The 13,263-nt window shown below is 57.4% G+C and carries 9 protein-coding genes; 4 read left to right on the top strand and 5 right to left on the bottom strand.

The genetic code is table 11. From position 1 onward, the window contains the following. Positions 1-271 precede the first annotated feature (271 nt). From glyA to BLR97_RS19270, 3 genes are all read right to left on the bottom strand, one after another. Entirely contained in the window at positions 272-1,537 is a 1,266-nt protein-coding gene (gene glyA / locus BLR97_RS19280; RefSeq protein WP_089708521.1) for a serine hydroxymethyltransferase, read from the bottom strand. A 298-nt stretch (positions 1,538-1,835) separates the two neighbouring features. Then, positions 1,836-4,406, bottom strand: a complete 2,571-nt coding sequence (locus tag BLR97_RS19275; protein ID WP_089708520.1) for an ABC transporter permease — start codon at positions 4,404-4,406, stop codon at positions 1,836-1,838. Beyond that, positions 4,403-5,158, bottom strand: coding sequence for an ABC transporter ATP-binding protein (locus BLR97_RS19270; RefSeq protein ID WP_089708517.1), 756 nt, complete (start codon positions 5,156-5,158; stop codon positions 4,403-4,405). The genes BLR97_RS19275 and BLR97_RS19270 overlap by 4 nt, the downstream gene beginning before the upstream one ends. Here BLR97_RS19270 and BLR97_RS19265 point away from each other — a divergent pair. From BLR97_RS19265 to BLR97_RS19250, 4 genes are all read left to right on the top strand, one after another. Beyond that, complete coding sequence (locus BLR97_RS19265) at positions 5,157-5,813, top strand: arylesterase (RefSeq protein WP_089708516.1); 657 nt, start codon at positions 5,157-5,159, stop codon at positions 5,811-5,813. The genes BLR97_RS19270 and BLR97_RS19265 overlap by 2 nt on opposite strands. A 164-nt stretch (positions 5,814-5,977) precedes the next feature. After that, positions 5,978-7,741 carry a GGDEF domain-containing protein gene (locus BLR97_RS19260; RefSeq protein ID WP_089708514.1) on the top strand — a complete coding sequence of 588 codons (1,764 nt, stop codon included), beginning with the start codon at positions 5,978-5,980 and terminating at the stop codon, positions 7,739-7,741. Continuing rightward, positions 7,741-8,418 (top strand): transglutaminase-like cysteine peptidase, encoded by a 678-nt coding sequence (locus tag BLR97_RS19255; RefSeq protein WP_170833065.1) that lies wholly within the window; start codon positions 7,741-7,743, stop codon positions 8,416-8,418. Before BLR97_RS19260 ends, BLR97_RS19255 begins: the two co-directional genes overlap by 1 nt. An 11-nt stretch (positions 8,419-8,429) precedes the next feature. Continuing rightward, entirely contained in the window at positions 8,430-10,331 is a 1,902-nt protein-coding gene (locus BLR97_RS19250; protein ID WP_089708513.1) for an EAL domain-containing protein, read from the top strand. A 57-nt stretch (positions 10,332-10,388) separates the two neighbouring features. Here the strand turns inward: BLR97_RS19250 and BLR97_RS19245 are convergent, their stop codons facing one another. Together BLR97_RS19245 and BLR97_RS19240 are read right to left on the bottom strand one after the other, a co-directional pair. Then, entirely contained in the window at positions 10,389-10,715 is a 327-nt protein-coding gene (locus BLR97_RS19245) for a tryptophan synthase subunit beta like protein (protein WP_089708511.1), read from the bottom strand. A 112-nt stretch (positions 10,716-10,827) separates the two neighbouring features. Next, positions 10,828-13,263 (bottom strand): VWA domain-containing protein (locus BLR97_RS19240; protein ID WP_139172992.1); only part of this gene is annotated, 2,436 nt, incomplete at its 5' end.

The raw sequence follows: 13,263 nt of genomic DNA, 5'->3' as shown, positions 1-13,263 counted from the left end.
GCCGAGGGCGAATGCTTGTAGGTAGTCTGATCGCCCGATAAATCGGGCTCTTACAAAAAGCTGGGTGGCTTCGAGGCGCCGAGGGTGAACTCCGGCAGATGGCCTGATCGCCCGGTAGGAGCGCAATTCATTGCGCGATCAGCAAGGATCGAGGCGCCGAGGGCGAATGCTTGTAGGTAGTCTGATCGCCCGACAAGTCGAGCTCCTACGGGGCTCTGTGCGTGCACGGGGTTTTGTAGGAACCCAATTTATTGGGCGATCAGGTGGTTGCTTACTTATAAACCGGGAACTTGTCGCATACCGCGGCGGCTTTGGCTTTTACTTCGGCTTCTACGGCGCTGGTGTCGTCGCCTTTGGCGAGCACGTCGAGGATGTCGCAGATCCAGCCGGCTAAGTCGCTACATTCTTGCTCACCGAAGCCGCGTGTGGTCACGGCGGGCGTGCCGATACGCAGGCCGGAGGTGACGAACGGGCTTTGCGGGTCGTTGGGCACGGCGTTTTTGTTAACGGTGATGTGCGCACGGCCTAACGCGGCATCGGCGTCTTTACCGGTGACGCCCTGCTTGATCAGCGAGAGCAAAAAGAGGTGGTCTTCGGTGCCGCCGGAGACGATATCGTAGCCGCGATCCATAAACACCTTGGCCATCGCCTGGGCGTTTTTGACCACTTGCTGCTGGTAGGTTTTGAACCCAGGTTCCATGGCTTCTTTGAAGCAGATCGCCTTGGCGGCAATCACGTGCATTAACGGGCCGCCCTGGCCGCCGGGGAATACCGCGGATTGCAGCTTCTTCTCGATATCCGCGTTGTTTTCGGCGGAGAGAATCACGCCGCTACGCGGCCCGCGCAGGGTTTTGTGCGTGGTAGAGGTGACTACGTGGGCATGGGGCAAAGGCGTTGGGTAAACACCTGCCGCCACCAGGCCGGAAACGTGGGCCATATCGACCAGTAAGTAAGCGCCTACTTCGTCGGCGATTTCGCGGAACTTCGCCCAATCAACAATTTGCGAGTAGGCGGAGAAACCGGCGATGATCATTTTCGGTTGGTGTTCACGGGCCAGTTGGGCGACCTGGTCGTAGTCGATCAGGCCTTGCTCGTTGAGGCCATACTGCACGGCGTTGTAGTGCTTGCCGGAGAAGTTGGGCTTGGCGCCGTGGGTCAGGTGGCCGCCCGCGTCCAGGCTCATGCCTAGAACGGTGTCGCCCGGCTTGACCAGTGCTTGGAAGACGGCACTGTTGGCCTGGGAGCCGGAGTGCGGCTGCACGTTGACGTAAGTGGCGCCGAACAGCTCTTTGGCGTAATCGATGGCGAGGTTTTCGGCGATATCGACGAATTCACAGCCGCCGTAGTAGCGCTTACCTGGGTAGCCTTCGGCGTATTTGTTGGTCAGTTGGCTGCCCTGGGCTTCCAGTACGCGGGGGCTGGCGTAGTTTTCTGAAGCGATGAGTTCGATGTGGGCTTCCTGGCGCGCCACTTCTTTCTGCATGGCGTCAAATAGCACATCATCGAATCCGGCAATTGTCATATCGCGGCTGAACATCGGCGGGGAACCTCGTACGCAGGGTCGTCATGAAAGAGTAGGCGGCTATGATACCTCAGGTGCAAGCGGGTTTCATCGCATCCGCATCAGGATGCAGATGAATCGCACTCATGTGGCGCCGGGGGTGAACGCCTGTAGATAGTCTGATCGCCCGATAAATCTGGCTCCTACAAGGGCTGGGTGCGTGCACGGGGTTTTGTAGGAGCTCAATTCATTGAGCGATCAGCAATCATCATGGCGCCGAAGGTGAACGCTTGTAGACGGCCTGATCGCCCGACTAGTCTGGCTCCTACAAGGTCTATGCCTCCCCTAATAACCCTAAACTCGCCGCGGAGGCTTGTTGGCGTAGGCTGCGGGAGAGGCTGTGGCCGATGATGCCGATAAGTAATGCGCCGCCGAGCGGTAGCAAGAACCATAGCTCGAGGTGTAATCGAGGCGGTAAATCGAGCAGGTAGAGGTAGAGCACGGCGGTGGCGAGTTCGGCCAGCGCTGCGCCTAGCAACCCGCTGGCGAGGCCGAGCAGCGCGAACTCCGCGCCTTGTACCCGCGAGATCATCGTCTGCCCTGCCCCAAACACGCGCAGCAGGCCGCTTTCGTGGGCGCGTACCGGGCGGCTGGCGGTGAGCGCGGCGTAGAGCACGCTCACCCCCGCGAGCAGCACCAATACCAGTACCAGCTCAATCGCGCGGGTTACCTGGGCGAGCACGTCGCGCACCTGGCCTAAAATAGCCTCTACGTTGAGCAATGACACACCGGGGAAGTCGCGAACCAGTTGATTGACCAGGCTTTGCTCTTCTTCAGGCAGATAGAAGGCAGTGATATAGCTATGCCCGAACGACTCCAACACATCCGGCGGGAAGATGATGAAAAAGTTGGGCCGGAAGGTATCCCAGTTGAGGTTGCGCAGGCTGGTGATCTCGGTGGTGATTTCATCGCTGCCCACGGCGAAGGTCATCTGGTCGCCTAGCGTTAACCCCAGCCGTTCGGCCAGGCCGTCTTCCATGGAAATAGGCACCGGCGCGGCTTTTGGGGTGGCGGCGACTTCGCTCATCCAGCCTTGTTGCGTATCGGCGCTCTCATCGTTGTTTGCAAACCATTCGCCGGCGACGATCTCGTTGCCTTCCGGCACCTCGGCCTGCCAGGTGAGGTTGAGCTCGCGGCGCAGCGAATTGTCGCCACGCGCATCAGGGCGAACCGCCTCACGTGGATCCTGGTCGTTGATGGCGATCACCCGCCCACGCACCATGGGGTACAACGCGCTTTGCGCTTCGGCATGCGGGTCGATGGTGTTTTCGAACGCCTCCCGCTCGCTGGGCTGAATATTAATCGCAAAGTAGTTGGGTGTGTCGGCGGGCAGTTGATCCTGCCAGGTGTTCAGCAGGTCACCGCGCACCAGCACGATCATCGCCATGGCGAAGAAGGTCACCGAGAACGCCATTAACTGGCCGAGGCCTGCCTGACGCCGCCGCCCTAGCTGACGGCCGCCCAGGCGCAGCGCTTGCGACCAGGGGCCTTTACCCGAGAGCGACTGCACGCCACGCAGCACGCCGCTGAGCAGTAGCGCACTCACGCCCCACAGCACGCCTAGCAACGCCGCGCCGCCGACCAATAAGGCCAACGCCAGCGGCAGGCTGCCGGAGTAAAGCCACAGCAGCCCGCCAAATACCAGGCTAGCCACGCTGACGACTAACCATGCCGATGGTGGCAGCGGATCCAACTCGCGACGCAGTACTTTAAGCGCACTGACGCGCCTGATGCGCAGCAGCGTGGGCCCGGCGAAACCGACCAGTACCGACAAGGCGGTAAGCACGCCCAGCCCCAACGGCATAATGCCAGGGGGCGGCAGCGTCATGGGTAAGAAGTTGGCCAACAGCCACAGCAGCAGCGCCTGCCCGGCAAGCCCCAGAGCCGCGCCGATCAGCGAGGCGATTAGGGCCAGCCCGAGCAGCTGCAGCGAGAAAATAATCACTAGCTGGCGTTGGCTGGCCCCAAAGCAGCGCAGTAGCGCGGCGGTGTCCAGGTGGCGCTCCACGTAGCGGCGGGTCGACATGGCCACTGCGACCCCAGCCAGCAGCACGGCGGCTAGTCCGGCAAGGCCCAGATAGCTTTCGGCGCGCTGGAGTGCGTTGCCCAGCTGGGGCTGGTCGACGCGCACGTCGCTGACTTCCACGCCCTCGCGGCGCAGTTCGTCGAGCAACGCTTGCACGTTATCCAGCGCCTGGGGCGGCCCAGCGGCGAGAATTTCAAACTCGACCCGCGAGCCTTCCTGTACCAGCCCGGTGGCGTCCAGGTCGGCGGTATTGAGCATCAGCCGCGGGTTGAAACTACCAAAGCCGCCGGACTGGTCGGCCTCGCGCTCGATGATGCCGCTTATGGTGAGTTCGGTTTGGCCTACCTGAACGCGGTCGCCAATACCAATATCGACCAGTTGGGCCAAGCGCGGGTCGGCCCAGGCCTCGCCGGGGGCTGGGCCCGAGGCGATGGGCTCGGTGCCCTCGCCAATATCGACCTGTGAGGCGCCGTAGTGAGGGTAAACGTCATCCACCGCTTTCAGGCTGGCGGGCTGAAAGCGGTCGCCCCGGCTGATCATCGAAACCAGATCCACCTGGTCGCTCAGCGTAAAGCCGGCGTCTTCCAGTTGGGTACGTAGGTCTTCGCTAAACGGGTCGCGTTGCTCTAAGACCAGATCGCCCCCCAGCATTTGGCTGGCTTGGCGTTCCAGGCCGCGATCCAGGCGGTCGAGGAAAAACGCGATCATGGTCGATGCGGCCACGGCTAGCATCAGCGCGACAAACAGCGCGCGCACATCGGCGGCGCGCAGGTCGCGTTTCAGGCTACGCATGGCCAGGCGAGCATTAAGATTGCTCATGATGGGGCCTCGTCACTGACCAGCGAACGGGGATCGAAGGCGGCCAGGTGACCATCGATCAGCCGTAGGCAGCGATCGCAGCGGCTTGCCAGGGCGTGGTCGTGGGTGACGAGAATCAACGTGGTGCCCGCCTCTTGGTTAAGGCTAAACAGCAGATCGATGATTTGCCCGCCGGTATCCGGGTCAAGGTTGCCGGTGGGTTCGTCGGCGAAGACCAGCTCGGGGTCGCTGACAAAGGCCCGGGCAATGGCCACGCGCTGCTGCTCGCCGCCGGACAACTGCTTGGGCAAATGATTCTGGCGCTCACCCAGGCCTACGCGATCCAGCCATTGGGCAGCGGTGTCGGTTTCCCCCGCGCGGGGTGAGAGCTCCAGCGGCAGCAGCACGTTTTCCAACGCGCTGAGGGTGGGTAGCAGTTGGAAGTTTTGGAACACGAAGCCGACGCGGCCCGCCCGTAGCGAGGCGCGGCCGTCTTCATCCAGCCGGCTGAGCGGATGGCCAAACAGGCTAAGTTCGCCATCGGTGGGGGTATCCAGCCCGGCTAACAAGCCAAGCAAGGTGGATTTACCCGCGCCACTTTTGCCTAGAATCGCCACGCTCTCCCCGGCTGCCACGCTCAACGAAAGGTCGTGTAAGATGGTCAGCGTGCGTTCGCCGCTGGTGACACTTTTGGTTAAGCGTTCGGCATGAAGCACGCGTCGACCAACCGCCTTGGCGGTAGGCTCAGGAGAATCAGCAGAGGAGTAAGACATGAAGCGTGGCATCCTTGTAGCTTGGCGAAAACATTACCGCATATTAACCCTGTGGCTGGGGGTGCTGATAGCCACCGTGGCCACCTCGCCAGTCAACGCTCAGCCATCCCCTACCTTATTGGTAATGGGCGATAGCCTGAGCGCGGCGTATAACATCGAGCGCGAAGATGGCTGGGTGGCTCTGCTGGAAGAACGCCTGCAAGGCGAGGCAGAGATCGTCAACGCCAGCATCAGCGGTGAAACCACGTCAGGCGGCGCGCAGCGGTTTGACGAACTGCTAGGACAGCATGCACCGGATATTGTTCTGCTCGAGCTAGGTGGCAACGATGGCTTGCGCGGCCTGCCGCCGCAGCAAATGCAGGCGAACCTCGCCAGCATGATTGAAGCCAGCCAAGCCGCCGATGCCGAGGTGCTGTTGCTGGGCATTGATATTCCGCCCAACTACGGCGAGGCCTACCGCGAGGCGTTTACGAACGTTTATCACGACCTTGCCGATGAGTACGACGTGACGCTGGTGCCGTTTTTACTGGAAGGTGTGGCTTTAAACGACGCTCTAATGCAGGACGATGACATCCACCCCACCGCCGAGGCGCAGCCGATGATATTGGAAACGGTATGGGAGAAGCTGGAAGGGATGCTGGCCGAGCAGAGCTAAGCACCTGCGCCTGGCCAACGGCTCAGCCACTTGTGCCGCAGCAAGCATGCGGCTGGTAACTCAGCATGACATTTTGTATCTTAATTGCCGAGACTAATTTGCCTGTATTTAGGTAGACAACATAGCTGACCCGCACTCCTCCACTAGGGACGCAGTGGCCTTGCATGGATTCATCATACGCTTTCCCCCGCCTGCTTTATGGTTCGGCGGCGCCGCCGTTTTTATCTTTGGCCACACGTCGCTCTTGGCTGCTGGGCCTTTGGATCGTTACGTTCTTGCTGGGAACGCTGTTCTGCAGCATACCTGTTCAGGCTCAGCAGCCGGTTAAAGACCTCCAGTTAATTGATTATCAAGGTGATTTTCCGCCCGTCGATGCACCCGAAAGCTACGCGGCCACATCGCTACCCGAGCGCCAAAACATTAACCTGGGCATTAACGTTGAGCCTGTTTGGCTGCAGTTTGAGGTGGAGGACGGCGACCCGACGATATTGCAGCTCGACAATCCTCTGATACATCACATTGCGTTACATCGCTATCTGCCCGAAACATCCAGGTTTTCAGCGCCCATTGAGCAGGTGGCGTTTATTCCCCTTTTTGGCGACGAACCCAACCGCTGGCGGCCAGTGTTTGAGTTAACCGAACCGGGTACGTATTGGCTAATGCTTTCATCACCGCAAGCGTTGCGTTTCAGCCTTTCACAAACAACGCTTGCGCAGGTGGATAGCGACTGGCGAGGTTTTTTACTTGGCCAGGGGCTATATCTGGGGATGTTGCTTGGCCTGATGGTTTATAACGTTGTGCTGCTTATATTCCTAAAAGACAGCAACTATTTTTGGTACTTGGGATTTGTAGGTAGTTCGGCAGCCTACTTTTTCTTACAAAAAGGGCTGATCTTCGAGCTGGCACCGCGTTTTTCGCCGCTTCTCAACGAAGCCTTGCTGTTTACCGCCCTGTCGATCGGCATTATTTCAGCGCTGTCGTTCTGCCGTAGTTTCTTAATGCTGTCCGAACAGGACCGCCTGATGGATCGGCTGTTTTTGGGCTTCATCACCTTTGGGTTGGTCTGTTTGGCGGGCACATGGTGGCTGCCGGGACATGTTAGCGTGCTGATGTTTTCGCTACTGGGTCTGGGGACGCTGACGCTTTTCTGCCTAGCCTCCTGGCGGGCACTAGGGCGGCGCTTTCGGCCTGCCCGCTGGCTGTTGATGGGATGGTCGGCATTGGTAGTCGGCTCCCTTGCGTTTATATTATCGATCTACGGCGTTATACCCCACAACGTGCTGACGTATTACGGCTTTCAGTTTGGCTCGGCGCTGGAATCGCTGTTGCTTTCACTGGCGCTTGCCGATCGAATCAACCTGTTACGACGCGAGCGTGAAACCCTGGCCAAAGAAAAGCTGCGCTTTGCGACCATGAGCGTTACCGATGGTTTAACCGGGCTTTACAACCGGCGTTACCTGACCCGCCACCTGGAAGACAGCGTTCAGCAGACGCAGCATAATCACCAGCCACTGAGCCTTTTAATGCTGGATATCGACCACTTCAAAGCTTTTAATGATGAGTGGGGGCATTTACTGGGTGATAAAGCACTGCAACACTTTGCCGACATTTTGGTAGAGATCGTTCGCGATGATGATGCGGTGTGTCGCTTTGGTGGGGAGGAATTTACCATTGTTTTACGCCATCAGCCTTTGCCACAGGCACTGGATATCGCTGAACGTATTCGAACAACGCTGAGGACAACACCGTTAATGACGGATACGCACCAAGCCATTACGCTGACTTGCACGATAGGGGCCGTTCAGTACAGCGCGCCGGAATCCGCTAAAGCGTTTTTGGCGCGGGCCGATGCAGCGCTTTACCAAGGCAAGCAAGATGGTCGTGACCGCGTGATTGGTGATTCAGCGATGTATGAGGTGTCAACGTAATGCCGATGATCACGCGTCGGCAGCTACTCTCGGGGCTAGGCGCCGGGCTGCTGTGCGTGATGCTCGGCGCGCCCTCGCCCGCCTCGGCGTTTAACCCCGAGCGGCTTCGCCAGAAAATGCAGCAGGCTTACGGCGCCTCCGGTGTGGCGATGATTGATGAGTGGCTCGCCATGATCGCACGGCTACGCGGCCAACAAGTCGGCGACCAGATGCGTGAGGTTAACGATTTTTTCAACCGCAACGTGCGCTGGCGGGACGACATCGCCATTTGGGGCCAGGAAGATTATTGGGCCACGCCGCTGGAAATGCTGGGCAAGCGCGAAGGTGACTGCGAGGATTACTCGATTGCCAAGTACATCACGCTCAAGGAACTGGACGTGCCGGGCAACAAGCTGCGCATGATTTATGTTCGGGCACGGATTGGACGTTCCCAGCAAAGCCAGGCGCACATGGTGCTTGGGTACTATCAAACCCCGGCGTCTGAGCCGTTACTGCTGGATAACATCATTCCTTCGATCCGGCCGGCCTCCGAGCGGGACGACCTGGATCCGGTCTTCAGTTTCAATAGTAGCGGCCTGTGGGCAGGTGGCTCTCAGGAATCGCGGGCTGACCCGTTAGCGCGGCTTTCACGCTGGCGAAGCGTGATGGACCGAATGCGCGATCAAGGATTTATTTAAGAGGATAGGATATGTCTCTCATCAAGCAGCTTTGGCTGACGGTCATCCTGATACTGCTGTTGGCGTTCGTGGGCAGTCTGGCGGTGAGCGTGACATCTACGCAGGATTACGTTGAACAGGAAGTGCAAATTAAAAACGCCGACAACGCCAATGCCCTGGCGCTTTCCATGAGCCAAATGGAGAAAGAGGCCGTGAGCATCGAGCTATTGTTGGCCGCCCAGTTTGACACCGGTCACTACCGCTTGATTGAGCTGCGCTCGCCCGAGGGCGAGGTGATGGAACGCCGCGAGGCCGAGGCGCTGGATAACGGCGTGCCCGATTGGTTTGTCAACTTGGTGCGCCTGGATGTTTCGCCAGGCCAGGCGGTAGTCCAGGACGGCTGGCGCCAGTACGGCACCTTAACCTTGGCCAGCCAGCACCAATACGCCTACCGCACGTTGTGGCAAAGCACGCTGGAAATGGCTGCCTGGTTTGCCCTGGTCGGCGTAATCAGCTTAATGCTGGCGTGGTGGATTGTACGCTCCATTCGCCGCCCGTTAGTCGAAGTGATCAGCCAGGCTCGCAGCATCAGCGCGCGCCGCTTTACCACCTCCCGAGAACCGCGCACCTTGGAACTACGCGAAGTCGTTCAGGCGATGAATACGCTCTCGGGTGCTGTGCATACCATGCTTAGCGAAGAAACCGGCAAGCTTGATCAGTTGCGCCGCCGCTTGCAGGAAGATGCCACCACCGGCGCCTATAACCGCACGACCCTGCTGGATCATTTGCAGCATAACCTGGATAGCGACTCCAAGCGCGCCAGTGGCGTCCTGGTGATGGTGCGCGTGGACGACCTGCCTGAGGTCAATGAGCGCCTTGGCCGCCAAGCCACCGACGATGCGTTAAAGGCGCTGGTGGAGCATTTATCGCAGCTAGCCAATGAGCTGGGCGGTGGCGAAGTGGGCCGTTTAAACGGCAGTGACTTTTTGCTGCTCATCCATGGCGCTCAGGATATCGAGCACGTTAGCGAGGCACTGAAGCATCAGTTAACGCTGCTGCGCGACGCCACAGCGGAACCGCTGCGGCTGCCCGCGGCCCTGACCGAATACACTCACGGCGATACGGCCTCACAGCGTTTGGCGGCGTTGGACGGTGCGCTGTCCGATGCGGAAAGCCGCGGCGACTTAGCGCTGGTGGTGGCTTCCGGGGCGGCTCGTTCGCCGCTGTACACGACGCACGATGCGTGGCGTACGGCGTTGCTTAAAGCCATGGAGACTGGCATTGCGCTGGCTCTTTTCCCGGTGGTCAATGCTCGCCAGGAGGTAGTGCATTACGAAGCGCCATCGCGGCTTGAGCTGGACGGCGAATGGCGCAGTGCCGGTTTATTTATGCCCTGGGTCGCCCGGCTTCACTTAGAAGACCGCCTCGACTTGGCGGTGGCCGAGCGCGCTCTGGCGCTTATTGAAAGCGACCAACAGCCGCTGGGCATTAACCTTTCCGGCCGCGCAGTGGGCGATATGGCGTTTATCAAAGCGCTTCGCCAACGCCTCGAGCGCGCGCCCGAGGCGGCCAAAAAGCTGTGGATTGAGCTGCCGGAAAGTACCGCGCTGCACGACCTATCGAGCTTCCGCTTATTATGCCGCGAGCTACAAGCCACGGGCGTGAAAATTGGTCTGGAGCACGTGGGTAGCGAGTTTACCCGCCTGGCCGACCTGCACGATCTGGGGCTGGCCTTTTTGAAGTTTGATGCCAGCTTGGTTCACGGCATCGACCAGGCCTATGATCAGCAAACCATCCTGCGCGGCATGGCAACACTCGCCCACTCGCTGGGTATCCTCGCCATCGCCGAAGGGGTCAAACACCCGGAAGAAGCCGAGACGCTGTTTGAACTCGGGTTGGATGCAGTGACCGGCCCTGGGGTTAAAGCTGAATAAGCTTGGAAGATGGAAGATTACCTGTAGATCAGCGGCAAGGAAGCCGCTGATTAACGTCTAAATAACGTCGCTGTCATCATCGCTGATCAGCCCCACTTCGTTGACGCGCTTGCGCAGCGACTGCCTGTCCAAAAGCTTCGTCTGAGCTTTTTCGGGCAGGTCCGTGAAGCGGATAATACCTTTATCCATCAGCAGGTTGATGACGTCTTCCAGTACCCGCACGAACTCCATATCCGACTGACGAAGCAGCGCGGCTTCATGGGTCTCGGCGTTGATAAAACGCTGTAGCTCCGCCGACTCCGGCGAGACGTATTCCTTGCAGTGCTCGGTTACGGTACGGCTTACCTGGCTGATCTCGCCCTGGCTGTCGCGGTTGACGTACATGGTGGTAGCGCTCCCAGTGGCAGCGAGCTGCCGTCATAATTGAATATGGTTAGCCTAACAAAAGGCCCCGCTCGGGGGTACCAGGCGGGGCGTAGGGGCTTACAGCTTAGCGTTATTGATCGATATTTAACTGACCACTTGCGATCAATTTGGCGATCAGGTCACTGCTGCCATCATCCTGAGCTGCACCCAGCTCACTGAACGACTTACCTTCCAAGCGAATTACTTGGTCAGCTTTATCTTTATCGTCAGCTCCGCCAGTTAGTTCACCCCCAGAACTGATGTACAAGGTCGTCGTACCGTCATCCTCTTCGGCAAACACGAAGTCATCAATCGTCTCTTCACTCTCACCATCAAGCAGCTCAGTGAGATCTAGCTGGTCTGCATTGTCATCCTGCTCAAACACGCCCGAGTTGAAGTCCATGACAGTATCCTCGGCCGGTTGGCCAACGGCACCCTCATCACCAAAGTTCCAGGCAAACGTGTCAGCGCCTGCACCACCATAGAGGATATCGTTGCCAGCTCCGCCAATCAGGGTATCGTCGCCATCGCCACCTTCAATATGATCATCTCCATCAGCACCATCCAGCAGATCATCAGCCGCAGTGCCTAGCATCAAGTCATCATCAGACGTACCCGTTGAGGTGGGTGTCTGGGCGACGAATTCTGAATCTGCCAGGTTAATTACCAAGTTAGCAGTGTCGGAGTCACCGTCTGGCTGCGTTAAGGTGTAGCTGAAGGTTTCCTGCTGCCCGATATTATTAAGGTCCGCATCTGGCTCATAGGCATAATCACCATCAGCATTGATAAAGAAGGTGCCATAAGTTGAGTCATACTCTTTATAGCCATCCTCGGCAGCGTATGTGCTGTTTGTCGAGTCAGCCAGCGATGACAAGCTAACACCATTGATAGCTGAGACATTAGCACCATCCGCACCTGTGTCGTCAGTAGCCGCCCAAGGGTCTGAACTGCTTACTAACGCATTGGCATCAGTTATCACATTACCTCGTGCTGCAGATGCCACAGCAATTGTAGTAGCTGGTGATGTCACTCTAAGTGTAATGCACTCCAAGTCGACATGAAGGTCGTCCCAACGTGAGCCTGTGCCCGAATCATTTAACGTCAGTTCCAATCGGTAAGAACCTTCGTCAAGGTCACTGACCGTTACATTGTGATGATCTGAGTCATCATTGTAGGTTTGGGATCGTACATCGACACCATCCTTCACGATGGTCCAAGTGTATGAATCATGATTTTTGAATTCACCACTATCAACTTCAATATCAAACTCAATTTCACCGGTGTGACCAGCATTGATGTTAAAAGACAGTGCCTTAGTAGTTGTGCCACCCCGGCCATAGTCATTCACTTGTGCATGAATATCAGGCGCATAATAGGGTGTTGTTTCTCCAGGCACAGTCTCCTCAGTTATGACAGCATTATTAACATTGTCATAGGCGGTAGGTTGACTATCTCTAGTTTGTACCATTAGAGAAGCTGAAGATGTATCACCATCTCCATCTTCGATTGTATAGCCAATCAACGCGCTAACATCATTGTCAGCATCTGCTAAGCCGGTGAACTCATAGCTACCATCACTATTGATAACAACCGTACCAGCATTTGTAACAAAGGTGGCTGATGTGATGGTTTCGGTGAAAGTCACCGTATCCCCATCGTAGGTCACATCCACCAGTGCCGGGGCGGCATAGCCATCCGCACCGGCGGTGTCATTATCAAGCACATTGCCGGTAACAGGGGTTGGCGTGGCCGTCACAGTAGAGCTCAGCGTTGATGCCAAATCATCGACATTATCTAGAATAATGACATTGTCATCATCAGCAGTATTGTATCCGTATCCACTGTAGGTAAATCTGCTCTCACCCTCAGTCCATGCGATAGGTTCAAGCTCGCTTACATCACTATAGTTCAGGCCCCCATAGCCTACCGCATAAGAATCATCAAAGCCGTTAGCTTCCAAGAACTGAATCCAATTAGCTTCTTCATTAAAGTCAATTCCAACACTCGGTGTACCATTGTGCTGGTTTGGTTCACCATCGGAGATAAACATGGAGACTAACTTGTCGCCACCTGCAGGCGGAGGCGTAAAGTTCTCGGTCACAGTCTCTAGTGCAGCGTCGTAATCTGTTTGGCCACCTGAAGACAGGCTATTAATCGCTGTCATAGCTGCATCCAGATCGGTATACCAGCCACCATCAACACCTGAGTCATGGAACTGACCGTCTGATGCGAATGAAGTAACAAAGACCGAGTGCACTGAGCCACTATTAAACAAGTTTTGTAATGACGACTTCATGGAAGTCAAATCACTATCACTCACGCTGCCTGATGTATCAATCATCAACACAAGATCTGAACCCTGCGTTGAACTTGTGCCTTCAACAGACTCAACCGTGTCGTCAACAGCCATCGGGCCATCGTCGTTGATATCAACCGTCAGCGTCGCTTCGGGTGAGGTGTCGCCGTCGCTGTCAGTGGCGCGCACCTGGAAGGCGTCCTGCACCTGGTCAGCAGCACCGGTCAGGTT

The sequence above is a fragment of the Vreelandella arcis genome, assembly GCF_900103865.1.
GTDB classification, from domain to species: domain Bacteria; phylum Pseudomonadota; class Gammaproteobacteria; order Pseudomonadales; family Halomonadaceae; genus Vreelandella; species Vreelandella arcis.
The sequence above is the reverse complement of the archived record's forward strand: the minus strand, read 5'-3'. Positions and strand labels throughout refer to the sequence as shown.

Bases quoted from the DNA above. Each gene is read 5' to 3' on its own strand.
- glyA (WP_089708521.1), bottom strand. From the start codon at position 1,537: ATGTTCAGCCGCGATATGACAATTGCCGGATTCGATGATGTGCTATTT.
- BLR97_RS19275 (WP_089708520.1), bottom strand. From the start codon at position 4,406: ATGAGCAATCTTAATGCTCGCCTGGCCATGCGTAGCCTGAAACGCGAC.
- BLR97_RS19265 (WP_089708516.1), top strand. From the start codon at position 5,157: ATGAAGCGTGGCATCCTTGTAGCTTGGCGAAAACATTACCGCATATTA.
- BLR97_RS19270 (WP_089708517.1), bottom strand. From the start codon at position 5,158: ATGTCTTACTCCTCTGCTGATTCTCCTGAGCCTACCGCCAAGGCGGTT.
- BLR97_RS19260 (WP_089708514.1), top strand. From the start codon at position 5,978: ATGGATTCATCATACGCTTTCCCCCGCCTGCTTTATGGTTCGGCGGCG.
- BLR97_RS19255 (WP_170833065.1), top strand. From the start codon at position 7,741: ATGCCGATGATCACGCGTCGGCAGCTACTCTCGGGGCTAGGCGCCGGG.
- BLR97_RS19250 (WP_089708513.1), top strand. From the start codon at position 8,430: ATGTCTCTCATCAAGCAGCTTTGGCTGACGGTCATCCTGATACTGCTG.
- BLR97_RS19245 (WP_089708511.1), bottom strand. From the start codon at position 10,715: ATGTACGTCAACCGCGACAGCCAGGGCGAGATCAGCCAGGTAAGCCGT.